We start from the raw sequence: 24401 nt of genomic DNA, 5'->3' as shown, positions 1-24401 counted from the left end.
GAGACATGTTGGGTTCTCCTAGGGCGCGGAAGGAAGGCATCGGGCGAGCAAAGGGCGGCGCCCCCACCTCCCATACTCTTAAGGCGCGTCATCAGCGACCACTGTTCGGGCAATGAAGGGGGTGGACGGGCAGCCGTAGTGATCACGGGGGCGAGAACCGGGCCAGACGAAGGGGCTCGAACGATGGCGACATCTTGGGGCAAAGCCCCATGCGGCGGGCACGTGCTGAACGATATCTGTTTGGCACCTCCCCTTAAAGGAAGGGAACTCCTCGTCTCGCGGCTTTGGTTTCCTGCTTCACGGAGACTTGCCTATGCAACTTTACAGCGACACAGGACTTACGGTCTCTCCAAAGGCGAGCCCCGCCAGTCCGGCGGTTAGAATGTTGCGCGCAGCGTTCACATCTCGGTCGTGGACTGACCCGCATTCCGGACAGACCCATGTTCGAGCATTGAGCGGTAGCGCTGATTCGGTGAGGCACGGCGATCGAGGTGTTGACCGCACCTAAGGTGGCCCCGGCCAAGTTTTCTGCCCCCATCGCCGGGCACCTCCGCGCCGCAGCCCTGCGCCCTCCACCGGATGCTATGCCAGTAGGCGGTCTATATGGTCTCGCAGCGCTGCATCGGCGCCGGGCCCGAACCGCGTGCGGCCTGACACGAAGCTGTCCGTAAACAGGTACTCGAACCCCTGATCCCTCAAGCCTATGACGCCCATCAGACGGTTCTCGTAGGACTCATCGTCAGCAAACGCCACGAGCTCGGGCCAACCGGACTCGGCTAGAGTCAGGGCGGGTCCCAAGAAGAGTGCTCCAGGCTTATTCTTCAGGCGCAGCCCGCACGTCCCACGCGTGCGGCCGGGGATCGGAATGAAATCGATCGTACGCGTCAGCTTATGCTGCGGACCGACACGCAGGTCAACATCAGCGACCCCTTCTTCTTGCGTGGAGACGAGCACGCGCGCGCCCGCCGCGCGCCACGCACCGAGATCGCGCGCCCCAAAGTGGCTGGGCAAGAACACATAGCGCAGCGGCGCGGCGGCGCTTAGATCCTCATAGAGCGACGGCGCAAATGATGGCGCGTTAATAAGGACACCACCTGCATCACGGTCCGCGATATAGTACACAGCCGGCGGCCCCGCTTCGACGAGCCAGATGGCACGCTCACGCCACTCCAGCAAGCAATCCATCAGCGCAGGAGCAAGGGTGCAAGCTCGGTCAGCGCCGACCGGTAGACCTTGCGCTTAAAGGACACGATCGCATCGATCGGGCTCCAATATTCCACCCAGCGCCACTCATCAAACTCCGGCGCGGTCGACAGATCGAGCCTCACATCGGCGTCGCTGCCTGTAAGCCGCAACAGAAACCACACCTGCTTTTGTCCACGGAACTGTCGCGTCCCGCTCGGGCGCTGATAGGCGCGCGGCAGATCATAGCGCAACCAACCCTGTGTGCGCCCACGAATCTCGACCTGTCTTTGCTCGAGCCCCACCTCTTCATAGAGCTCTCGGTACAAGGCCTCCTCGACAGTCTCTTCGCGCTGGATCCCCCCTTGCGGAAATTGCCAGCCATCGCAACGGCAGCGTCGCGCCCAAAACACCTGATTCTCGGCGTTGGTGATGATAATGCCGACATTCGGTCGGTACCCGTCGCGATCTATCATATACAACAAGGTGTTAGCTAGTTAGAATGGCCCCATTTTCACAGAATTCGCGGCCTACGGCAACGCTTGGGGGGATATTGGCGCTGGCACTGTTTGATCTGGACAACACCTTGCTCGCAGGTGACAGCGATTATGCGTGGGGCCAATTCCTGGTCGCCACGGGGGCCGTTGACAGCGCGCGATACGAGGAGGCCAACACCCGCTTCTACGCGGACTACAAGGCCGGCACGCTCGACATTAGGGAATTTCTGGCCTTTGCCCTAGAGCCCTTGCGGCGCCTCCCTCGCGGCCAGCTGCTTGCTTGGCGCGCGCGCTTCATCGAGGAGCGCGTACGACCGATGGTAAAGCCGTGGGTCGCTCCGCTGCTCGCACACTATCGCGCACAAGGCGCCACACTCGCGCTCGTCACCGCTACGAACAACTTCGTGACCGCCCCCATCGCCGAGCTCATCGGTATCCCGCACCTGATCGCTACAGTGGCCCAGGAACGAGACGGGCATTTCACAGGCCATCCGGAAGGCATACCCTGCTTCCAGGAAGGGAAAGTGGTCCGTGTTCGTGCATGGATGGCCGAGCGCGAACTCTCTTTCGAAGGAAGCGTCTTCTACAGCGACTCCCACAATGATCTGCCACTGCTCGAAGCGGTCTCGCGGCCGATCGCCGTCGATCCAGACCCCACTTTACTGGCCACAGCCAAAGAGCGTGGTTGGGAAATTCTCCGGTCGGAGCCTGCGCCCGACATTCTCTTCGCTTGAGACGAAAACCTACCGACCTGAGCGACTCCACGCCTCAACCGTGACCCCACATGGCCGGTCACGGGAGGCAAGTCTGCTCATACCATCAACCGAAAACACCGAACAGGCGGGCGCCGGCCATCAGCAAGGCTACCGCCAACCAAAAAAGCAGGACCCGCCACAGTAGAGCCACCGCGCGGCGAATATCCGCGGCATTAACGACAAAGCCATGCGTCACGGTCGCGCCTGAGCCGTCCTCATCGTCCGTCTCCTCGCAGGCGCTCATGTGCATGGCCCCGAAGCCCGAGGCCAGCAATGGTCCGCTGTTGATGTCGGACCACATCCCCGCCTGGCGCCGCCAGCAGTGCAAGGCATCCTCGAAGCTGCCCATGATACCGTAACTTAAGGCCGTGATACGCGCCGGTACCCACCCAAGAATGTCATTCAGCCGCGCCGCCGCCCACCCGAACTCAGCGTACTGAGGATTGCGATGACCCCAGAGCCGATCGAGCAACGCCGCGAGCCTCTGCAGAACAACCGCCACCGGCCCAAACAGGATGAACCAGAACAGCGGCGCCATGATCGCCACGTTGGCCTGCTTCAGAACCGCCTCGACCGCCGCTTGGGCGATAGAAGACTCAGTCACATCCCCCGTGGTCTTGGTGGTCATGGCCTCAAGGTGGGTCGCCGCCATAAGCACGTCCCCTGACTCCAGCGCCTCCGAGACGGCCGCCGCCCACTGCGTCAACCGATACAAATCCAGGCACAAATAGAGGATGAGGATATCGAAAATGTAGACGAGCGAATAACTGATATGGCTGAGAACGTAACGAATCAGGGCCACGCCCAGTATCACGGGCCCAGCCACCACGATGACCGTGGCAAGCCCTTGGCCGCGCGTGCCCGCGTTAAAGCGCTGCTCGACGCTGCGTGCCCAATCCTCATACCAAAGGAAGGGCGGGACACGGGCACGGTCGGGAAACAAACGGTCGAGCGCAACCGCAAAGAGAATGATAATCAACGTAACGGCCATGCCTACCCCTCCCTTCCCCGCATCCCATGGGCCCGTGACTGTAGCGCATCGCGGTACCGGCCCCAATCGAAATATGGCCCGGGGTCCGTCTTGCGTCCTGGGGCGATATCCGAATGCCCGTAGAGCCGCTCGGTGTTGATCGCGGGATATCGTTGCAATAGCGCCTCCGACACCGCCACCAGGGATCGGTACTGGGCCTCGTCAAAGGGCCCGTGGTCGGTTCCTTCGAGCTCTATGCCAACCGAAAAATCATTGACCCTCTCGCGTCCCGCGCAGCGCGATACCCCTGCGTGCCACGCCCTACCCTCGAACGGCACGAATTGCACGATCTCGCCGTCGCGCCGAATAAAAAGGTGCGCGGAGACTCGTAACCCCTTGAGGTCTGGGTAGCCCCCCGGACTCACGTCCAGTTCATTCATAAAAAGACGCTCCACGTCCGGCCCTCCATAGCACCCCTCAGGCAGACTGATGGAATGTATGACGAGCACCTCGATCTCGACCCCGGGCGGACGGGCGTCGCAATTGGGCGAAAGCCTACGCGCCACCCCATGCAACCAACCGTGCCCGTCAATCGCATAAATCATAAAGGCCGCCACTTCGATATCCTGCGCTCCATTGTAATGCCTCGAACCCCGCGCGTTAATCCGCGCCCGCTCAGCGGCGATCACGGAGTTTTACAACTTGATCGCGCGCGCCGCTCGTCACGTCGCCGCGCCCCCCGCGACGTTATAGACCCCCGCGCGCATCATTTCGTCCAAGACGGTCAAAAATGCCTCCCCGGGGCGGCTGAGCGGCCCTTGATAGATCACCGACAGGACCTGAACGATGCGTGGCGCGACCGGTCGCGTGCAAAGATCCGGCGGCGTCACCGAAACGGCCGAGACGAAACCCACGCCCAGCCCACAGCGGACCGCCTCCCGAACGGCGGCGCCAGCGCTGAACTCGTAGCGGATCTCGGGCTCCAGCCCGGCCTGCCGAAAGGCGGCCTCCACACGATCCCGGGTGCCCGACCCCGGCTCGCGCCACACGACTGACACCCCGGCGAGTTCGGCGAGCGCCACAGGCTCGTGCTCTGGTCTTTGCGCAAGAGGATGATCGACACTCAAGAGCACACGGATATCGGTTTCGATCAAGGTCTGACCCTTAAGGCCATGGCTGGCCTGCGCCACGACGGCGTCCTCGACGAACGCCAGATCCGCCACGTCCAAGCGCTTGCGCGCCTCCTCTGAATTTCCGGACTGAAGGCGCACTGCAATCATCGGATAACGCTTCTGAAAAACCGCCATAGCGCGTAGCAGAAGGAACTCGGCGTTGGTCTGGCTCGCTACCAAGAGCAGGCTCCCTTGCATGAGGCCTTGCACATCGGTCTGGAGGGTCTCGGCGTCAACCAGCGCGGATTCGATCTGGGATGCCACACGCAACAAGCGTTTTCCCAAGGACGTGGGCGTCACGCCGCGCCCGTGTCGCCGATAGAGCGGCTCGCCGAGCCAGTCCTGGAGACGCCTCAGCTGATTGGAAACCGCAGGCTGCGTCAAGCCCAGGGCGTCGGCCGCGGCATTGATGCTCCCCATGCGCGCTACCATCGTCCAAGTCAAAAGCAGTTGAGGGTCGGGCCTTGCCATGACACATCGCTCTAATGGCCATCGGGGCCGTAAACTGACTCTACACCGCCATCCGGCGGCGGGCTATCTTGACAAGGCGGCCGTCTCGCCTATTGAGATTTTGGCGCACCACAGAGCACCCTATGAGCCCCCAATGCAAGCGATGCACTCGTCCCTCACGCCGCGCGCCCCAAGACAGGCCGCGGCATTTGGGCCCATCGCGTCTCCGGCCTTCGTGCCGCGCTTCTGGTCTTTCCCGCCCGACCGTTTTACGATAGCGCCCGACGAGTCGCCGGGTTCGCCAGGAAGGGCTGCCCGCAGAGGACAATGGGCAGGGATCCGCAGGCAATGCCACTCAAATAATGGGCGGCTGGATCAAGGAGTGGCGTGGAACCCTTTTTTTTCGGACTGATCGTCGGCATCGTCACATCCGCGCCCATCGGGCCCGTGGGCCTGTTGACCATCCAAAGGACCTTGACCCACGGGCGTGTCTTTGGCGTGTTGAGTGGCATCGGCGCCGCCATGGCCGATGCACTCTATGCCGGTATCGCCGGACTCAGCTTGAGCGTCGTCGCCAATTTTCTTGCCAGCGCGCGCCTATGGATCCACCTCGGTGCCGGTATCCTCTGTCTCTGGTTTGGCGCCCGCGCGCTCTCCTTTCGGCCCCTGCGGCGCACGACGGAACACGGCTATGGCGCGCCAGGAGTCGTGTGGACATTCATCTCGTCGCTCCTGCTCACGCTCGCCAACCCGCTCACGATACTGTTCTTTATAGTCGTCTTTACGACCCTGCAATTCGGTCACCAAGACCCCTTGCGTCTGCTGTTGCTCGTGGCCGGGGTCTTCTCGGGCTGCCTGCTCTGGTGGGTCGGCCTAGTCCTTGCCACGGCGCGGCTCCATACCCGCCTCGAATCCCGAACCCTCACGCTCATCAATCGCGTCTCAGCGACCTTCATCATCGTTCTCGGTCTCATCTCCCTAGGGAGCGTGGGCCATTTGCTCCTAAGCTCCCACCCTCGGACACCCTAGCCGTCCGCCCCCGCACGCCCGAACCTCTCCCAGGGGCCAAGGGCGCATACCAGCCAGGCCGCGGTGTGCGCCGACATCACAGCGCTTTTCTAGGCGCGCAAAATACGCGACAATCCGCAGGGCACGGTCGCGGCCTATCCCCTTCGGGGTCCTCAGAGCGACGACCAGCGAGGCAGGGACACAACGAAGACGATGCATCGCCACCGACAGCCCGGGACCGAGCCGTGCCCTCCCGCCGCGCCCCGTCTCATGCCGGGCCCGAGGCGGCGGCCCAATACGCCCCTCAGAACGGCGCTTCTTGAAGATCAGCTCCGCATCTTCTGTCGGAATTACGGTTGGCAGGTTCTCGCCAATCTCGCGGTTGCCACCGCCTGCCTCATTCTGTTCGCGCGCCCCGTGCCGACCCTCGGAAAGACGCTGTGGTGGCTCGGACTGGCGACCAACGGCATTCTGCGATTTTTTCCGACGTCGCTCCTACGTCCCGATCAAGGGATCGACGATTGCGAGCGCCGCAGACGCCTCGTGGCGCACCTTTTCGTGGACGGCTTGCTGTGGGCACTATTGATCCTTGCGGTACCCCACCCGCGCGGCGGCATCAACCCACCGTTTCTCGTCGCCATCGTCACTGGACTGATCGCGGGGCCCATCCCCTTTCTGAGCGTACTGGCCGGCGGCTACGAGGCCTTCGCCATCCCGCCGGTGTTGGCCCTCGCCTGGCGCGAATTCATGGGGCATCGTGGCCCCATGGGGCTTGCCATGGGGCTTGCCATCGTGATGCTGCAGATAGTCGCGACCAAGGTCGCGCGGCTAAACGGCGTCGCGGTCCGCGAACGCATCCTGCGCGATTTCCGGCTCCGAGGCCTTCTGCGGCGCTCCAAGCGACGAGAAGCCGCCGTGCACACCCTGCTCGAGGCCTCACCTGACTTGATTGGCCTGCTCGACAATGACGGCCGGTGGCAGCTTGCCAATCGAGCCATGCTGGAGGCCTTCGGGTTCAAGCACGAAGATCTGATCCACGTCGATCCCGAGCAGGTCCTACGGACTGCGCAAGACATCCCGACGCGCGATAGCCTAGGGAGCTTCATGCGCACCGGGCCTGCAGGGCCCCTGCGCGAGGAGATCCTTTTACGTCGGACCCACACGACGCCACGTGTACTCGATTTGCTGCGCTGCCGTCTCCCGGGGACGGTGGGCGGCGGTTCGCTGCTCATCGGACGCGACATCACGATCCACAGGCGCGATGCCCTGGCCCGCCAACTGCGGGATCGCCTGACGGATGCTTCGTTGCGGGGAGAGAGCCCGGAAACCGCGCTTGGCGCGGTGCTCGATAGCATAGCCGAACACCTCGATCTTCTGTGGATCGCGATGACCCGTATCGGTGATACGGGCACCCCGACGAGCGTGGCTCAGGGCGGCCGGCTACGACTCGACCCGCAAACCGCCCTCACGCTCGCCCTGACGCCAGCCGACCCCCCTTACCGCATCGTCTACCCCCTGACCCACAACGGTCGCCACTACGGCACGATCGCCTATCGACCAACGGTCCCCGAGGCGCTCTCACAAGAGGCCAGGAAGTGGCTTGCCCAGATCGCGTGGGATATCAGCTCGGTGTGCGAACTCGATGCGACCCAAACGCGCCTGCGGACCCTGGCCCACTTCGACGAACTGACCGGTCTTCCCAATCGCGCCCACTTTCTGCACCTACTTGGCGCAGCGATCGAGGAAGCGGCGCACACCGACGCCCTGCAGGCCATCTTGTTCATCGATCTTGATCGTTTCAAGGATATCAACGACTCGTTCGGCCACGCCGCCGGTGATCGCCTACTGCTCGAAGTCACCGCGCGCCTGCGCCGTACGGCACGCACGGGCGACATCGTCGGGCGCCTGAGCGGCGATGAATTTGCTGTGCTGTTGCGAGACGCCGCGCGCATGGAGGACATCGAAACCGTTATCGCGCGTTTCCTTGCTGCGATGCGGTCGCCCGTGCGCATCGACACAGACCAAGTCACGACCCAAGCAAGCATCGGGATCACCGTGTTTCCCTTTGATGACAGCGACCCTCAGGGGCTTCTGCGCCATGCCGACCTCGCCATGTACGAGGCCAAGCGCCAGGGACGCAACCGCTGGTCACTCTTCGAACCCTCCCTCGATCGCGCCACGCGCGATCGTCAGATCCTTCAGAAAAAACTGTCCAAGGCCCTCGCCGAAGACTTATTCATACTCCATTATCAACCGCAGATCGAGTTGCGCACCGGCCGGATCGCGGGCATGGAGGCGCTGTTGCGCTGGCGGGACCCCGATGAGCAGCCGCAATCCCCCGAGGTCTTTGTGCCAATCGCCGAAGAGTCGGGGCTTATCGTGCCACTTGGGGAGTGGGTGCTCCAGGAGGCATGTCGGCAGCAGGGGCGCTGGATGCAACAAGGGATCACGCTGCAGATCGCAGTCAACCTGTCACCCACCCAATTCCAGGACCCCGAGATCCATCATCGTGTGTGTGAGGTGTTACGCACAAGCGGAACGGCTATGCACCATATTGCCCTTGAGATCACGGAACGCGCTGCCTTCGCCGATCCCGCCCGGGCCCGCCGCACGCTGGACGCCTGGTGCAAGCGAGGCCTGCAATTCGCCATCGACGATTTCGGGACCGGTCAAGCCTCTCTGAGCTACCTGACCGACCTGCCCGCGGCGCTCATCAAGATTGATCGCGCCTTCATCGCGCCGCTCCCCGAAGACTCCCAACATAGAGCCATCGTCGCAGGGGTCATACACATGGCGCATCAGTTGGGACGCCCCGTGCTCGCGGAGGGCGTCGAGACCATGGATCAATGGGAATGGCTAAAGGCGCAGGGTTGCGACCTCGCGCAAGGCTATGTGATCGCGCGCCCGATGCCCGCCGAGGCGGTACCCGACTGGCTTGCGACCTGGCTGCGCGATTTGTCTTTGAGTCACGAACAGGGAATCGTCGTGACCTCCGCACAAACCGCGCCCTCATCCCGGCGAACGATCGCCTAGGTGAACGATCGCCAGAAAGCCGAGGACAAAGCGTGTAACGCCCGCTATCCTTGCATGTGCCCATGATGCCGACCTCGACTCCGACCCATCGACCCGCAGGCAACAGCCCTAAACGCGCACGGCTGCGAGCAGCCCGCCTGCTCGCTTTCAGTCTGCTCGCCGTAGCCGGCGTACTCTACGTCATAGCGCAGTATTTCCGCCCGGGGCGCCCATGGCTTGGGTTCGTGGCGGCCTTCAGCGAGGCTGCCATGGTCGGCGCTCTGGCCGACTGGTTCGCGGTCGTGGCGCTCTTCCGCCACCCCCTCGGCCTGCCCTTGCCCCATACCGCGATCATCTCCGCCAATAAGCGGCGCATCGCCGACAGTCTCGGGGAGTTCATCCAATCCCGCTTCCTATCGACGGATAAGGTACTCGAGGGGATCCGCACCTTGGCGCCGGGCCGGCGAATCGCCAGATGGATCAGCCGCCCGGACAATAGTGCCCGCATCCAAGACTACCTCGGCCACACCCTCGCACGCCTACTCGGGTCGATCGATCACCAGCAGGCACGCGGCTTCCTGACCCAAGCCATCGCCTCCGGCCTAGATACCCTGGATGTCAGTACTCTGGCCGCCCAGGTGCTGCGCTCACTCTCGCAAAACCGCCGCCACCAGTGGTTACTGGACGAGGCCCTGGAACAGCTGTACGGCTTCCTCCAGCACGAGGATGTCCGCAAGGAACTGGTGCAGGCCATCGCCCGCCAGATGGAATTCGTGCCCTCTACGCTCAACCTTGATGAACGCGTCGGCCGCGCCATCCTTCAACGCCTCTACGACGCCCTCCAGACCGTGTTGCAAGCGGTCCGTGAGGATCATGACCATGTCTTGCGCAGACGCTTCGACGAGGTCGTGCTCGATATCGTCGACAAGCTCATGCGCGACAAGACCTTCCGCGAACGAGTACAGACCATCCAGACGGAACTGCGCCACAATCCCGAGATTGGGTCAGCCTTGTCGGCCATCTGGGACGAACTCCAGCGCTGGCTCGGCGAACAACTGGGCGATACAAGCGCGCCGCTTTCGCGCAGGCTCGCCGGGGCCGTCCAAGAGCTTGCCGAAACATTCGCCAACAGCCCTCGGGCGCATATCTGGATCGATGCCCAAATCGCATCCATTGCCCCACCCCTGATCGAAAGATATCGGCGGACCCTGGGGCTCTTCATCTCTGTGCAAGTGAAGGCGTGGAACGACACCTTTCTCGTCGACCAAATAGAGCTCAATATTGGGCGCGACCTGCAATTCATTCGTATCAACGGCACCCTGGTCGGCGGCCTGGTCGGCCTTATCATCTACACCGCCACCCACTTCCTCGCTTGAACTGCTGGCGCCACACGATCACGGGCGGGGCCCGACCCCACCCCGCAGCCGCACGCTTTCCGCCCCCACCGTCGCCCAGGGCGCGGGACCATCCGCGCGGCCACTTGGGCCGCAACACCCGTTCGCGGTATCATAGAAAAATAGTGGAGGAGTTTTGCGCTCGCTAGGGAACAACCGGCGTCGAGCATGCTCAAAGCCATCAGTGCGCCTCAGGGACGCTGCCGGCCTTCCTTAACTGAAGAACCGGCATTCCCGGTCTTTGCGCCGCGCCTGCCGGAAGGCAACGCCGGACGTTGATGAATTATTCTACGAGGAGATCAACATGGGTCACTTGAAAGACCGGCCGCACCGGCGTCGGTGGAAATCGGTCGTGCTTGCGACAGGATTTGCCGGAGGCATCGCCTGCCAAGGGGCATTTGCCGCGCAGCCGATAGTTGCCCTGCCGGACTTCACGCCGATCATTCAACATTACGGAGCGGCGGTGGTGAACATCAGCAGTACCAGCACGAAAATGGTGCCTGGCTCATCGCCGGTCAACCCGCTGCCGCCAAACTCGCCGTTCTATCCCTTCTTTCAGCGCTTCTTCTCGGGGCCGAATGCCGCACCCTCACAGAAAGAGAAGGTCGAGTCGCTCGGGTCGGGATTCATCATAAGTCGCGCCGGTTACATCGTAACGGCCGCCCATGTCGTACGCGGCGCAAGCCACATCGTCGTAGGGCTCTCCAATCACCACGTCTACAAGGCCAAGCTCGTGGGTTTGTCGGTGCGCTATGACACAGCCCTCCTGAAGATCAAAGGCCACGACCTGCCGACCGTACCACTCGGCAACTCGGATCACCTGCAAGTGGGTCAGTGGCTCTTGGCTGTGGGCGCGCCCTTCGGATTCTACAACACCGTAACCCAAGGCGTGGTAAGCGCGGTCAACCGGCCGCTCTCGGACGACGAGTACATCCCCTTCATCCAGAGCGACGTCCCCATTAATCCCGGCAACTCCGGCGGCCCGCTCTTCAATATGGCGGGTCAGGTCGTCGGCATCAACGATCAGATCTACACCAGCAACGGCGGCTACATGGGGCTGTCATTCTCCATACCGATCAACGCCGCCATGCGCGTCGTAAACGCCCTTGAGCACCACCACGCCATCCGCTTCGGCTGGCTCGGTGTCGATGTCCAGGGCGTAAGCACCGAGATGGCCCGCGCCATGCGCTTGAAGGAGCCGGTCGGCGCGCTCATTGCAAGCCTTGCGCACGACGGCCCGGCGGCCAAAGCCGGCCTGAAGCCCGGCGACGTCATCATCACCTACGACAACAAACCCGTTTATAGCGTAGGTCAACTGCCGCCACTCGTCGGCAATACGAACCCGGGCGCGCGCGTGCCGGTCGGTATCATGCGCAAGGGCCGCGCGCTTACCATCACGGTACGCGTAGGTACGCTCCCGAAGAATCTGCGCCACACAGCGAGCCGCAACGTCACCTTGTCGCGCATGCACATGGAAGTAGGTCCGCTCACCCACGAGGCCCTCACCGACATGGGTATACATCACGGCGTCGTGGTGTTGAGTGTCGATCCGGGCCCGGCCCAGGACGCCGGGATCGCCCCGGGAATGGTGATTCAGGAGCTCAATGGCACACCCATCACCTCTCCGAGCCAGATCGCGCATCTAGCGGCAAACCTGCCGGCCCACACCCCGGTGCCGGTACTTATCCGCCGCGGCAAGGAAAGCGCTTATATCGTCGTCACATTGCCGTAGGGCCGTCCGGCGCCCCCTCTTCAGGGGGCGCCGCTTGCCTTTTGCTTACGAAACCCTCTGCCCCCGCCCCGTTCAGGCCAAGAGCCTCACAGCAATACCCGTTCGATGCCACCTGCCTTCACGACGTCCGCAAAACGCTGCTGCCAGCCCTCACCCAAGCGCTTGTTCGCCACCTCGACTACGATATAGTCCGCGTCGAGACCCGTATCCTCGCGATAGCGGCTCAACCCCTGAAGGCACGCCGGGCATGACGTAAGGATCTTCACCGCTGACGGTTTCTGTCCACCCTCATCGTTCAGCGTCTGCAGGCCCTTTTTGAGCTCCTCCTCCTTGCGGTAGCGCACTTGGGTCGCGATGTCCGGGCGCGCCACCGCGAAAGTCCCCGCCTCTCCACAACAACGGTCCGACAGGGTCACGGGGCTTCCCACTAGCGCGCTCGCAACCGCCACAGGGTTGTGTGTCTTCATGGGTGTGTGGCAGGGGTCGTGATACATGTATCGCACCCCCTCCACACCCTCCAGGGACACCGATTTCTCCATCAGGTATTCGTGGATATCGAGCAAGCGGCATCCCGGGAATATCTGCTCGAATTCATACTTCAGCAGCTGGTCCATGCAGGTTCCGCACGAGACGATCACGGTCTTGATATCGAGATAATTAAGCGTGTTGGCGACCCGATGGAAGAGCACGCGATTGTCGGTTGTGATCTGGCGACCCCGCGCTTCCTCGCCGGAGGCGGTCTGCGGGTAGCCGCAGCACAGATAGCCCGGCGGCAGCACGACTTGCGCTCCCACCTCGTAGAGCATGGCAAGTGTCGCAAGCCCCACTTGACTGAAGAGCCGCTCGGAACCACAGCCCGGAAAGTAGAATACCGCGTCCGAGTCGTCGTTCACCTTGCCCGGATCACGCAGAATAGGGATGGTCTTTGTATCCTCTATCCCGAGCAAGGCCCGCATGGTTTGACGCGGCACCCCACTTGGCAGGGGCTTTTTCAAGAAATGAATGACCTGCGCCGCTATCGGCGTCTTGCCGGTAGTCGCCTCCGGACGTGAGGGCTTGCCGATCGACGGCAGCTTCACCGACACCTCATGCCCCCATCTCTGAGCCTTGAACCCCCACTCCACAAGCCCTTTGCGCAAGACCCGGATCGTGCTTGGGTCGGTCGCATTCAAAAACGCCATAGAGGCGCGCGTGCCCAAGGCCATGCGCTTGTGCCCACGCGCCCGCAGGATCTCGCGCATGCGAATGGAAACGTCCCCGAAATCTATATCGACCGGACAGGGGTTCAAGCACTTATGGCACACCGTGCAGTGATCGGCGATGTCGTTCATGCCATCGAAATGATGGACCGATATGCCGCGTCGGGTCTGTTCCTCATAAAGGAACGCCTCGATGATAAGGCCTGTCCCGAGTATCTTATTGCGCGGTGAATAGAGGAGATTCGCGCGCGGCACGTGCGTTGTGCAGACCGGCTTGCACTTTCCGCAGCGCAGGCAATTGCGAATCGCATCGTTCAAGGCCCCAAGCTCGCTGCGCTCCAGGATCAAGGCCTCCTGCGAGACGAGGCGCAGAGAAGGGGTATAGGCCCGCTCAAGCCCCGAGCCCGGCATGAGCTTACCGCGATTAAAATGTCCATCGGGGTCCACACGCCGTTTGTAGCTCGCGAAGGCGTCTATCGCCTCGGGATCGAGGTAACGGATCTTGGTAAGGCCTATGCCATGCTCACCCGATATCACGCCGCCTAAGTCCACCGCTAGGCGCATCACACGCTCGACGATGCGATCCGCCTCCCGCATCATTTCGTAGTCGTTAGAATTCACGGGGATATTGGTGTGGACATTGCCATCGCCGGCGTGCATGTGGAGCGCCACAAAAAGCCGCTTGGTCAACACCTCCGCATGTATGGCCTCAAGCCGCTGATGGACTTTCGCCATCTCATGCCCAGAAAATATCTCCTGCAAGACCCGCTCGACCTCGGTCCGGTACGAGATACGCAGATGGCGCCGCAATAGCAACCCGAGGAGGGGCTCGTCCGGTCGCGCGTGAGCGATGTGATCTGCTTCCAGCAGATCGGCGCAGGCCGCCGCCGGGAGGTCGAGGCTTGCCAATATCCCAGACCAGCGCTTTGCGACTGCGCGTAGATGCATGACCGCCGCCTCAGTCTTGGCCGCGAGGATCGCAGTGCTTTCCACGCTTGCCTCATACTCCGATGCCACCGCGGACCCGGCGCCCTCGCTCAAGTAGGCGATAACCGCCTCCACGGTCGTGATCTTGTTGCTGAGCGACTGTTCAATATTGATGCGCTCGACCCCCTCGCTGTAGTCGGCGAGGCGCTCGATGGGAATGACCACATCCTCATTGATCTTGAAGGCGTTGGTGTGCGCGGCAATAGCGGCGGTCTTGGCGCGGTCGGCCCAGAATCGCCGACGCGCCTCACTGGTCACCGCGACGTGCCCTTCGCCCCCACGGCCGTTGGCGATCCGCACGATCGCCGCCGCCGCTTCGCCCACGCGGCGCTCGTCATCGCCGGCGATGTCGCAGAGCAGGACCATCTTGGGGCGCTCGCGGCGGGGCGCCTTGGTGCTATAGCGCACGGCTCGCAGGTAGCGTTCGTCCAAATGCTCAAGCCCCGCCAGCATCACTCCAGGAGAAGTGTCTGGATAGGACTTGATCGCCGTGATCGCTGATACGGCCTCGCGCAGGTCGGTGCCGAAGAACTCGAGGCACACGGTTCGTAGGTGTTTTGGCTTTTCGTGCAGAATGAAGACCGCGGATGTGATGATGCCGTCGCATCCTTCCTTCTGGACACCCGGGAGACCCGACAAAAACTTATCCGTCACGTCCTTGCCGAGGCCTTCCTTGCGCAAAGATCGCCCAGGCATCCGCAAGGTTTCGGCGGGCCCCGCCGGCGTTTTGCCATCGGGTCCGAAGCGGCGCATCTGAAACACCACCTCGTGCTGCTCGTGGATCTTGCCGAGATTATGGTTCTCGCGCTCGACGGTCAGCCATTCGCCACGGGGCGTCACCATACGCCAGGACGCGAGATTGTCGAGCGTCGTGCCCCACAAGACGGCCTTCTTGCCACCGGCGTTCATCGCCACGTTACCGCCGATGGTGGAGGCGTCTTGGGAGGTGGGATCGACCGCGAACGAAAGCCCCCCGGCCTCGGCCGTCTCGGTCACGCGCAAGGTCACGACACCCGCGCCTGCACGGATGGTAGGCACGCTCTTCTCGACACCGGGAAGCGCTTGCCATACCACGTCACCCAGACCATCGAGCTTCTCAGTATTGATGATGGCAGTGTCGGCAAAGAGCGGCACCGCGCCTCCTGTGTACCCCGTGCCACCACCTCGCGGGATGATGGTCAGCCCAAGCTCGATACAACCTTGGACTATGCCCATCACCTCCTCTTCCGTATCGGGATTGATCACCACGAACGGGAGCTCCACCCGCCAGTCGGTGGCATCAGTCACATGCGCCGCACGCGCATAAGCGCTAAAGTCGATACTGTCGCGCCGGGTGACCCGCGAAAAGACACGCATGGCCTTCTTGCGCAGGGCGCGCTCCCTCGGAAAGCCCTCTTCGAAGGCCTGCACCGCAGCGCGCGCCGCGGAGGCCAGCGCCAGCGCCTCGGGATTCCCTTGAGCTCGCTCCACGATCTGGTCCAACCTGTGGTGCAAGGCCGATACGAGCTGCCCAAGCCGCCCCTCGTGACGCAAGAGATCGTCCTGGATGAAGGGATTGCGGCTCACCACCCACATGTCGCCTAAGACTTCAAACAACATACGCGCGGACCGTCCGGTCACGCGCGTCGCGCGCAGGGCGTTCAGGGTCTCCCACATCTCCGCGCCCAGAAATCGCATGACGATCTCGCGGTCGGAAAACGAGGTGTAGTTGTAAGGAATCTCCCGAATCCGGGCAGTCGACGATAGGGTCATGGGATGCTTAAGGCGGCGCATAGCCGGATCGTTACGGTCAGGCATTTTACCACGAACACCTGACATCCTCCCCGCCACACCTATCAAAGATCCCTGCGGCGCCTCAAACGGGGTTCGCGGCATCGAACGCATCACTGGGTTGCGGTCTCAGGTGGCACGGGGTTCGCTCACAGTCGGCGCCGCCATCGCGGGAGTCCCATGCAACCCTTCCCGCTGGACCTGACTGCTTGGCGCGTACCGGGTAAGCGCCCTGAGACTAGCCCGTGGTCTTCCGTCCGGCCAGGCTCAAGAGCCTTCGCTCACGCAAAAAGCCCATGACATGCACCACTGCGCCTACCACGTCCTCGGTCTCGGTGCGCACGCGGACATCCGGTGTCAGCGGTTTCTCATAAGGATCGTCGACGCCGGTAAAGAGGTCCAGTTTGCCACTCAGGGCTTGCGCGTAATGACCCTTCGGATCGCGCGCCACACAGGCAGCAAAGGGCGTATCCATATGGATCTCCAGGAAGACGCCGCCCGCCTCTTCCACCAGCGCACGCGCCTGCAGCCGGGCATCACGGTAAGGCGAAACGACCGCCACGACCGCAATACCGCCGTGGCGCGCGACGAGGCTCGCGGCGTATCCGACGCGACAGACATTGTCGTAGCGGTCCTTGCGGCTGAACCCTGCCCCCTGTGACAGAAAGGTGCGCACGATGTCGCCGTCCAGCACTGTCACAAGGCGCCTATCGCAGACCTCAAGTTCACGCGCCACCGCGCGGCTCAAAGTCGTCTTGCCGCTCCCAGGCAAGCCGGTAAACCAAAGCGTAAGTCCAGATCCCATCTGCGATGAATCCGTCACAGTCCTCCTCTCCAAGCGCCATACGCCACGGATGGGGCAACACGCACAGAGTCGCCTGCCTCCGAAGGTCTCTCGACACTACCACAAGAGGCAGACGCGCGCAGTCCCCGCCTATGGACCATCCGAAAACAGCGGCCCGTCTGCCACACTGTGTCTTATGGAAAGGCTCGGGACCCCCATCACGGCAATCGACCACGTCCTTCCGCAACCCCCAAAAAAGAGACCCTCATGGCCTACAACCGACCCGCGGCGCTTCTTGCGTCGACCGTCGCGCTATCACCGATCGCCGGCGCCGCCTCCATAACCACTACCCAGGCGCTCTTGCATCTCCTGGAAAGCAAGGGCCTGTCCGCCGTACAAGCACGCTCGGTGGCACCGGTCGCGAGTCACCACGACCACAGGGCGGCGCGGCGCTGCGGCGTCTCCTTAACAAGCATCCACGGGATGCGGCGTTTTCCCGCACATTATTACTCGCCCGGCACGTTAAAGGGTTCCGTGGGGGCCGGGCTCACCCGCGTTCTGACGGGCGCTTTTTTCAATCACTCCGGGCGTGCGCATGTACAGACCGCGGCAGGCGCCTCTACGCACGCGGTGGCCCCAAGCGCGCCGCCGCAGAGCACCGGCCAGTTATTAGTGTCGACCTTGCATCATGGGGTCACGACACCGCGCCTCGCAGCGCTCGTGGCCACCTATTTGCGCCGCTACAAGGCCGGGGCAAGCGCACAGAACGCACTCCACAATGCCAAGAGTACGCTCTCACGCCACGGCCCTAGGCGTCGGCCCGGCCCCCGGTGCAAAAGCCGGCGCCCGAGCTCCCTTCAGCGATCGATGCTCGGACGCTCGATGACTGGACGCTCGATCTCGGGACGCCCAACCTCAGGGCGTTCGATCTCCGGCCGTTGAATCTCGGGCCGCTCGATCTTCGGCTGCATCTCTTCCGGTCGATCAGATGAGGGATCAATACCGGCAGGATTGAGGTCGCTGTGCTCATCACCGACATCAGGGTCGGCAGGCTCCGTAGTCGGGGTGCTCGCATCAATCCGCTGGAGGTGATCCTGGCTAGCCTCGGACATGGCGTACGGCACCGTCAGGCCCTTCAAATACTCGAACTGGGCCTGATCACGCGTAAGCGCGGCATCCCGAGCCACGCCCACCGTGACAGTACCGCTGACTGCGGCGTAAGCCTCGCCATTCCCATGGTTCGCCGCCACGGCACCCACACTCAGTCCCGCCGACAAGACCGCTACCGCTAATAGACGCGTCTTCATGGCTGTCATCTCCAAAAAAAAGGTTTGTCTCTTCCGAGCCGCCGACATGGAGGCGCCGCTCGAGCCTGCCTCCATTGTAGTGGGAACTTTTCCCACGTCAAGTCTTGTGGCATACTTCCGACCCATGTGCCTTCTTATCCGACAGTCGCATCGCCCATGAACGCTCCCTTCCAGCGCGCCATGAGCCGCTTATTGCGCCCACTGGTCGGTTATGCCATCAGCCAGGGCTTTACGTTCACGGCCTTCGCCGAACTCCTGAAGACCTTGTACGTGGACGAGGCGCTCGCGCGCGCAACCCACCAGCCGCCCACCGGCAGCGACCTCAGCTTGATGACCGGTATTCATAGAAAGGATGTGAAGCGCCTGCGTGCCCTGGTCGCTCAGGGAGCGCCCCCTTCGGCGCTTGGGCGCGGAACCCATATCGCCGCGCAACTTATCGCCGCCTGGACTACGGGGGAAGACACCCACGACACCTCCGGCGCACTACTCAGCCTTCCGCTCCATGGCGAAAACGGCCCCAGCATCGAAACCTTGACGCGGCGCATCAAGGCCGACATGCGTCCGCGCGCCATCCTTGATGAACTTGTACGGGCACGCGCCGTGCGCATCGACGACGCGGGGCGCGCCCATCTGCTGCGCACCGCCTATGTTCCGGACATCCCGGAAGAAAAGCTCGATTTCCTGGCCCATAACGTTGGCGACCACATGGCATGCGCCTTCCACAATCTGGCCGGCAAGCCCCCATTCCTCGAGCGGGCACTCTTTCTGGATGCGCTCCCGGCGGAAGCCGCCGATCATGCGCGACCGCACATCGAAGCGGCCGCCAACGTCTTACTCCAGAACCTGCATCGGGAACTGAATCCCCTTGAATGCGCCGACAAGGCGGTGCCGGGGGCACGACGTATGCGCGTGGGGATTTACTACTACGAAGACGCGGCCCTATCCCAGGAGCGCGGATCATGAGCCTCACCGCGACCTTCCTCCGCCGCGTAACACTCATCGGCCTGCTCATGGGCCTCATAAGCGGCTTCGCTGGGCCACGCGGCGGCATAGGCGGGACGGGGGCTGCGCGCGGCGGGATCGGGGGCACGGGCATCACCGCCATCGGCGTCATCCAGCGATTCGGAAGCATTTACGTAAACGGCGCCGAATACCTCCTCTCGCTCAAGACACGCTACTGGGTCGATGGGCGACGCGCGAGCGTGGACGCCCTCCATCGCGGACAGAACGTCTTCGTCGACGCCTTCCGGCAAGGAGGGCGCCCGACGGCCGGCAACGTCCGCGTGCAGCACGCCCTCATCGGACTCGTGCAGGCCGTTGCCGCTAATGGCCGACAAGTACGGATCCTTGGGCAAACCATCCAGGTAAGCGCGCGTGCGCTCGCCCACCTCGAACACACGGAACACACCCATCCGGCTCTCGGCATGGACCTCGCCGTGAGCGCGGGCTCCCCCGCGTCCGGCCGCTGGATCGCAACGCGTATCCGCGCCCTGCCTCAGCCACACGACGGACCCGTACGATTCCTCATCCGCGGCACGCTCCACATAGCCGGTCGCCACCGCATAACGCTGGCTAAGCGCTCATTCCTCTGGGTCGGGCCCCGGGCACCCAAGAATCTCGTGGGACGCTATGTCGTGGCGCAGGGCTATTATCGCTTGGGCCATCCCGCAGTCAGCTCTTTACGGCCCGCTACCGGCCTGAAGGACGCCCAAGCGCACATCTCCATCACCGGCTACACACGACGCGCGCACGGTGTCTGGCGCTTTGATGGGCAGGCCCTGATCGCCCACGTCGGACCCGCACCAAACTCCGCGCACCGCCCCACCTTCCTCACAGTCAGGCGCGAGGGGTCGGATCGTTTCGTGGTCTTAAGAGCGATCCCCGACATTCATGTCATGAGCTTCGGCCTTCACCTGCCAGACAAAGCCGCAGAGGGCGTGACCCGCCCACAGGTCATGCATCCGGGCGTGACGCGCCCGCAGATCATGCGCCCGGCCATGACGCGCCCGCAGGTCCTGCGCCCCATGGTGACCCGTCCCCAAACCGCGCCACCGCCCATGAGCTGATTATTTCCATCGCTCCTGCCACACCGTTGATGTCGGGCGCGGCACCACGGACCGGCGGGGGCCTGGGGTCGCCTAAAAAACGACCTGACCGCCGACACCCACGCCTAAATTCGCGCTACCGTTGCTCAAACCCTTATCCAGATACACCTGAAAGCCGCTGCCCGCCGTTGTGACATTGTAGTTCCAAGCAAGAATCGCATCCGAGGGTCCCGCATACCCTGCCTGTTCGGATTGGTTGCCGGCGTACATCGCCGTAATGATGTTTCGCGGGGTCGCCGCGATACTCACGCCGGCATCGTAGGTCACGATGTTCTGCAAGTGTTGCCCCGGAGGGCTCCCCACGAAGCGATAGCCGACGTGCGCGAAAGGAAACACGTTGGCGCCGATGGTCGTATTGAGCCCAAGCCCGACCTCGTAGTCATTACGACCCGTCCCAAGCCCCTTGGCCGCCGAGGCGGTCCCGAACTTGATCTTGGCGTATGGTACAAGCGCAGGCCTCAGACCCCGTTCCGGGATCACGGTGAAGTGTCCCGCCAACCACATATCCCCCAGGCCGCTCGCCGTGATCGTTTGGGTACTTTGCGTACGCGCCGACAAGGTTCCGTTCGTGAGCTTGGCGCCGACCGGCAGATTCGATACCGAGATGTAGGGAATGGTAAATTTCAGTCGCAGCCGCGGCGTTTGATACTGAAGATAGGTCGGATCGTAAAAGATCCCTATGGTCTGGGGGGTACCGTAGTGGCCCTGGTAATAAGACGGCACATTACCGATCGTCCAAGGGTGGGCCGCCCACGCCGACTGACTCACCACGACCACCCCCAACAAGGCTACCCTGGCTAAACGCATCAAATCTCCCCTTGATCAATTGTCGCCGCACCCGGCGGGCACGGGCCTGGCGCGACAGTATAACGAGCGCGCTCGCCCGTGGCACACCCGCACATCTTCCCGCCGAGCCCGTTTCTCTGCGCGTCCGCACCCCGCGCCGACTGCCCCATCCCTGGGCGCTTAAGGCGCAGGCACGCCTAAGCGAATACGTTCGAGGAGCGACATGAAGCCGCGGTGGCGTCCCGCGATAGCATCGGCCAGGGTATAGGTATCGAGCTCACCAAGAAATTGCGTCTGAGCGGCCATCAACATGCCTTTCAGGTGACAGATCGGTGTCAGGCGACAGGCGTTGGTTTGCACGTTGAAGCACTCCACGATATCGAAATTCGCCTCGGTCTGGCGCACGACCTCCCCGATCCCAATCTGTGCTGCCGCCCGCGCGAGCTTGAGGCCGCCTCCCTTTCCCCGCGTGGTCGTGATGAAACCGAGTTGCCCCAGTCTGTGCACGATCTTCACCAGATGATTGCGGGAGATCCCATAGAAGCTCGCAATCTCGCTGATGGTCGCGGCCCCCTCCCCCTCCTTCATGCTCAAGTACATCAGAATGCGCAGGGCATAGTCGCTATAGCGGGTCAGTTGCAAGGCCCCCTCCTATCGACATGCGACGATGACCACGCCGCACCGAGGCATCAAACCACCATCGAATGATATTTGACAAAACAAAGTTCCTTATCATAGTGTACGGGCATACTCGCCAAACGCTGTTAGGGCCCCGGCCCTGGCGAGTATATCCCACAAAAGATGTATACCGTATACATCTTTACTTATCAGAGCGACGAGGAACGATATGACTCAGGCTTTATTTCAACAAATCGGCGGCGAACCCGCGGTCAACGCGGCTGTGGACATCTTCTACCGTAAAGTCCTGGCCGATGACCGCGTCAATGGCTTCTTCGATGACGTCGACATGGAACGGCAGGCCGCTAAACAGAAGGCGTTTTTGACCATGGCCTTCGGGGGCCCGAACAACTACACCGGCGCCGACATGCGGCGCGGACACGCCCACCTCGTCACGCGCGGTCTGAATGACCAGCATTTCGACATCATCGTCGAACATCTGGCCGCCACGCTGAAAGAGCTGAACGTAGCCCAGGATAATATCGACCAGGTGGCCGCCATCTGCGAGTCCACCCGTAAGGACATCCTCGGCCGTTAAGCGTTTTGGAGACCCCCATGCCCGAGATCTTATTGGACGACAAGACCTACGTGAGCGCGGTCGGCGAAACCGTCCTCGACACCCTGAACAGAAGCGGGGCGACCGTGCCGTCCTCGTGCCACAGAGGCATCTGCCAGACCTGCCTCATGCGCGCCATCGACGGTTCGGTCCCTGCGGAATCCCAAAAAGGCCTGAAAGACACCTTGCGGGTTCGCGGGTATTTCCTGGCGTGCCAGTGCACACCTACGGAAACGCTCCGTATCGAGCGGCCAGGGGCCGAGGCGCGACGACTGGCAGCGACGGTGCGCGCGATCACGCCGCTCAACCATGAAATCGTCTTGGTCGCTCTTGAATGCTCGGATATGGGGGACTACCGCGCCGGTCAATTCATTAACGTATTCAAAGACGAGGGCTTAAGCCGCAGTTATTCGCTTGCAAGCGCGCCCGGTATCGATCCGGACCTGACGTTGCATGTGCGCAAGATCGAAGAGGGTCGCGTCAGCGGATGGATCCATGGAGCACTACAGGTGGGCGACCATGTGACCATAAGCCAACCGCTCGGTGAGTGCTTTTATCTGCCGTCGGACCCCGAACAGCCGCTCCTGCTCATGGGGACAGGATCTGGATTGGCACCGCTCTACGGCATCATCCGCGACGCCCTGCATCACGGGCACCGTGGCCCCATTCACCTTTACCACGGCAGCAGCCACAAAGACGGGTTGTACCTGATCGACGAACTCCGCGCCCTCGCTCACAAACACGCAAGCGTCCATTACCACCCCTGCGTTTCACGCGAAGAGCCGTCTGAAGACCTGAGGCGCGGGCGCGTCGTGGACATTGCCCTAAGCGATCTGACAGGGCTTGGGGACTTCCGCGTGTTCCTCTGCGGCCATCCCGACATGGTGCAGTCGGCCAAAAAGCGTCTGTACCTAGCAGGTGCCTCGCTGAAGAACATATACGCCGACGCCTTCATCCGAAGCGCCGCCTAAGGCCCACACCCAGGCCGCGCGGCCCCTGCGCCGTGAGGCGCGCGTAGCCCCTCAACGACGGCCGATGGCGCCCAGCAAGCGATAGACCAGAAAGCCCGCCGCCACCGCCACCGCGAGTTCCTCGCCTAGCCGCAAGATATCGATGCTTCGCGCCACCGGGAACACGGGTGGCGGGGGCGCCCATACGAACGCATAGACGAGTGGCGCGCGCATATGAAACCCCTCGAAATTCGTCCAGACGTTACTCCATGGGGGATAAAGGCAGAGACCCGCCATAAGGAGCGCCACGAGCACGAGCCACACAGTCTGCGAGTTCGTCCGCGCAGACACCTGCCGGGGCCGCCGCGCGGCGGGCTTACGAGAGGATTTCCGTGTCGTCATGGCGATAAGGGGGTGTGCAACAACAAAGAATGACGAGTGGGGCCTCAGCCGACGCGCTTACGCGATGCGCGATACCTGGAGAAATATGGACAGTGTCCCCGGCTCGGACCATAAAATGGTGCGATCCGAGATCCATGACCCCCGATCCGCTCAAGACGTGATAGACCTCTTCGGCGCGAACATGCCTATGCAGGCGCGTCTGTTCTCCCGCGGGAATGGTCGCGCGCGCAAGGCTCAGGCCGCCCGTCCCGTGATGGTCCGGATGCCATAGCTCGCAGATCTCGGACCCATCTTTCGTCACATACGCCGCGCGCGCCGCGCACGGACCCCATTCCGTTCTATCCATGACGCCATTCTATCGACAAAGGCCCCTCTTTGTCCCGCCCGTCCTGGCCTCCGCGCCCTCAGGTCCGCCAACCCGACCGAGAGTTGCGTCGCGGGCGAACTGGGACGCAGCACGGCCCGTGACACTCTCAACCCGCTCAAGCGGGTGAGCTTCTTACTGAATGACACGGTTCATGGGCATGCTCCAGAGAGCCCGCACACACATCCTGCGGCGCTTGATTCCGTGCTTCGGAAAGACAACACCGACTAGACGCATCCAGTCGGTGGCCCGTGTCCGGGCTACTACTACGCCGGAGACTGCCCGGACGTAGATACGTGATGCGTTTAGGAAACGGCACCACCTGACCATAGGCGATGGGG

The 24401-nt window shown here is 62.6% G+C and carries 21 protein-coding genes and 1 pseudogene; 9 read left to right on the top strand and 13 right to left on the bottom strand.

Annotation, left to right across the window (positions count from 1 at the left end; genetic code table 11):
• Positions 1 to 321 precede the first annotated feature (321 nt).
• The 3 genes and pseudogenes from ACYCTF_RS10800 to ACYCTF_RS10790 all read right to left on the bottom strand — a co-directional run.
• A pseudogene (locus ACYCTF_RS10800) lies at positions 322 to 468 on the bottom strand (zinc ribbon domain-containing protein); the annotation flags it as partial.
• Between the two features lie 114 nt (positions 469 to 582).
• Complete coding sequence (locus ACYCTF_RS10795; protein WP_461283670.1) at positions 583 to 1185, bottom strand: MBL fold metallo-hydrolase; 603 nt, start codon at positions 1183 to 1185, stop codon at positions 583 to 585.
• A complete protein-coding gene (locus tag ACYCTF_RS10790) occupies positions 1185 to 1658 on the bottom strand; it encodes an RNA pyrophosphohydrolase (RefSeq protein ID WP_461283678.1) in 474 nt (157 codons plus the stop codon). The genes ACYCTF_RS10795 and ACYCTF_RS10790 overlap by 1 nt, the downstream gene beginning before the upstream one ends.
• A 77-nt stretch (positions 1659 to 1735) precedes the next feature.
• On the opposite strand from ACYCTF_RS10790, the gene ACYCTF_RS10785 reads away from it, so the two are divergent.
• Positions 1736 to 2413: a histidinol-phosphatase gene (locus tag ACYCTF_RS10785; RefSeq protein ID WP_461283669.1), complete on the top strand. Its 678-nt coding sequence runs from the start codon at positions 1736 to 1738 to the stop codon at positions 2411 to 2413.
• Between the two features lie 85 nt (positions 2414 to 2498).
• Here ACYCTF_RS10785 and ACYCTF_RS10780 read toward each other — a convergent pair whose 3' ends face one another.
• From ACYCTF_RS10780 to ACYCTF_RS10770, 3 genes are all read right to left on the bottom strand, one after another.
• Entirely contained in the window at positions 2499 to 3425 is a 927-nt protein-coding gene (locus tag ACYCTF_RS10780; protein ID WP_461283668.1) for a cobalamin biosynthesis protein CobD/CbiB, read from the bottom strand.
• A 2-nt stretch (positions 3426 to 3427) separates the two neighbouring features.
• Positions 3428 to 4009, bottom strand: a complete 582-nt coding sequence (gene ampD, locus ACYCTF_RS10775; protein ID WP_461283667.1) for a 1,6-anhydro-N-acetylmuramyl-L-alanine amidase AmpD — start codon at positions 4007 to 4009, stop codon at positions 3428 to 3430.
• Positions 4010 to 4126: 117 nt separating this feature from the next.
• Positions 4127 to 5047: a LysR substrate-binding domain-containing protein gene (locus ACYCTF_RS10770; RefSeq protein WP_461284866.1), complete on the bottom strand. Its 921-nt coding sequence runs from the start codon at positions 5045 to 5047 to the stop codon at positions 4127 to 4129.
• Positions 5048 to 5413: 366 nt separating this feature from the next.
• On the opposite strand from ACYCTF_RS10770, the gene ACYCTF_RS10765 reads away from it, so the two are divergent.
• The 4 genes from ACYCTF_RS10765 (at position 5414) to ACYCTF_RS10750 (ending at position 12172) form a co-directional block, all read left to right on the top strand.
• Positions 5414 to 6055: a LysE family translocator gene (locus tag ACYCTF_RS10765; RefSeq protein ID WP_461284865.1), complete on the top strand. Its 642-nt coding sequence runs from the start codon at positions 5414 to 5416 to the stop codon at positions 6053 to 6055.
• 192 nt (positions 6056 to 6247) lie between these two features.
• Complete coding sequence (locus ACYCTF_RS10760) at positions 6248 to 9067, top strand: putative bifunctional diguanylate cyclase/phosphodiesterase (RefSeq protein WP_461284864.1); 2820 nt, start codon at positions 6248 to 6250, stop codon at positions 9065 to 9067.
• A gap of 62 nt (positions 9068 to 9129) precedes the next feature.
• The gene (locus ACYCTF_RS10755) at positions 9130 to 10422 is read left to right on the top strand and encodes a DUF445 domain-containing protein (RefSeq protein WP_461283664.1); all 1293 of its coding nucleotides are present in this window, start codon (positions 9130 to 9132) and stop codon (positions 10420 to 10422) included.
• Between the two features lie 322 nt (positions 10423 to 10744).
• The gene (locus ACYCTF_RS10750) at positions 10745 to 12172 is read left to right on the top strand and encodes a Do family serine endopeptidase (protein ID WP_461283663.1); all 1428 of its coding nucleotides are present in this window, start codon (positions 10745 to 10747) and stop codon (positions 12170 to 12172) included.
• An 86-nt stretch (positions 12173 to 12258) separates the two neighbouring features.
• Here the strand turns inward: ACYCTF_RS10750 and ACYCTF_RS10745 are convergent, their stop codons facing one another.
• The 3 genes from ACYCTF_RS10745 to ACYCTF_RS10735 all read right to left on the bottom strand — a co-directional run bounded on the left by ACYCTF_RS10745 (position 12259) and on the right by ACYCTF_RS10735 (position 18219).
• Positions 12259 to 16131 carry a DUF3683 domain-containing protein gene (locus ACYCTF_RS10745; protein WP_461283662.1) on the bottom strand — a complete coding sequence of 1291 codons (3873 nt, stop codon included), beginning with the start codon at positions 16129 to 16131 and terminating at the stop codon, positions 12259 to 12261.
• 235 nt (positions 16132 to 16366) lie between these two features.
• Positions 16367 to 16951 (bottom strand): adenylyl-sulfate kinase, encoded by a 585-nt coding sequence (gene cysC, locus ACYCTF_RS10740; RefSeq protein ID WP_461283661.1) that lies wholly within the window; start codon positions 16949 to 16951, stop codon positions 16367 to 16369.
• A gap of 818 nt (positions 16952 to 17769) precedes the next feature.
• Complete coding sequence (locus ACYCTF_RS10735) at positions 17770 to 18219, bottom strand: hypothetical protein (protein WP_461283660.1); 450 nt, start codon at positions 18217 to 18219, stop codon at positions 17770 to 17772.
• A 156-nt stretch (positions 18220 to 18375) separates the two neighbouring features.
• On the opposite strand from ACYCTF_RS10735, the gene ACYCTF_RS10730 reads away from it, so the two are divergent.
• A complete protein-coding gene (locus tag ACYCTF_RS10730; protein ID WP_461283659.1) occupies positions 18376 to 19182 on the top strand; it encodes a DUF6502 family protein in 807 nt (268 codons plus the stop codon).
• Positions 19179 to 20285 (top strand): DUF5666 domain-containing protein, encoded by a 1107-nt coding sequence (locus ACYCTF_RS10725; RefSeq protein WP_461283658.1) that lies wholly within the window; start codon positions 19179 to 19181, stop codon positions 20283 to 20285. Before ACYCTF_RS10730 ends, ACYCTF_RS10725 begins: the two co-directional genes overlap by 4 nt.
• Before the next feature lie 72 nt (positions 20286 to 20357).
• Here the strand turns inward: ACYCTF_RS10725 and ACYCTF_RS10720 are convergent, their stop codons facing one another.
• Positions 20358 to 21131, bottom strand: coding sequence for a hypothetical protein (locus tag ACYCTF_RS10720; RefSeq protein WP_461283657.1), 774 nt, complete (start codon positions 21129 to 21131; stop codon positions 20358 to 20360).
• A 159-nt stretch (positions 21132 to 21290) separates the two neighbouring features.
• Entirely contained in the window at positions 21291 to 21752 is a 462-nt protein-coding gene (locus tag ACYCTF_RS10715; RefSeq protein ID WP_461283656.1) for an Rrf2 family transcriptional regulator, read from the bottom strand.
• 205 nt (positions 21753 to 21957) lie between these two features.
• Between ACYCTF_RS10715 and ACYCTF_RS10710 the strand changes: the two genes are divergently transcribed.
• Together ACYCTF_RS10710 and ACYCTF_RS10705 are read left to right on the top strand one after the other, a co-directional pair.
• A complete protein-coding gene (locus ACYCTF_RS10710; RefSeq protein WP_461283655.1) occupies positions 21958 to 22326 on the top strand; it encodes a group I truncated hemoglobin in 369 nt (122 codons plus the stop codon).
• Positions 22327 to 22343: 17 nt separating this feature from the next.
• A complete protein-coding gene (locus ACYCTF_RS10705; protein ID WP_461283654.1) occupies positions 22344 to 23315 on the top strand; it encodes a 2Fe-2S iron-sulfur cluster-binding protein in 972 nt (323 codons plus the stop codon).
• Positions 23316 to 23366: 51 nt separating this feature from the next.
• Here the strand turns inward: ACYCTF_RS10705 and ACYCTF_RS10700 are convergent, their stop codons facing one another.
• Complete coding sequence (locus ACYCTF_RS10700) at positions 23367 to 23645, bottom strand: hypothetical protein (protein ID WP_461283653.1); 279 nt, start codon at positions 23643 to 23645, stop codon at positions 23367 to 23369.
• Between the two features lie 25 nt (positions 23646 to 23670).
• Positions 23671 to 24042 (bottom strand): cupin domain-containing protein, encoded by a 372-nt coding sequence (locus ACYCTF_RS10695; protein WP_461283652.1) that lies wholly within the window; start codon positions 24040 to 24042, stop codon positions 23671 to 23673.
• Positions 24043 to 24401 lie beyond the last annotated feature (359 nt).

Source organism: Acidiferrobacter sp. (assembly GCF_054609335.1).
The sequence above is the reverse complement of the archived record's forward strand: the minus strand, read 5'-3'. Positions and strand labels throughout refer to the sequence as shown.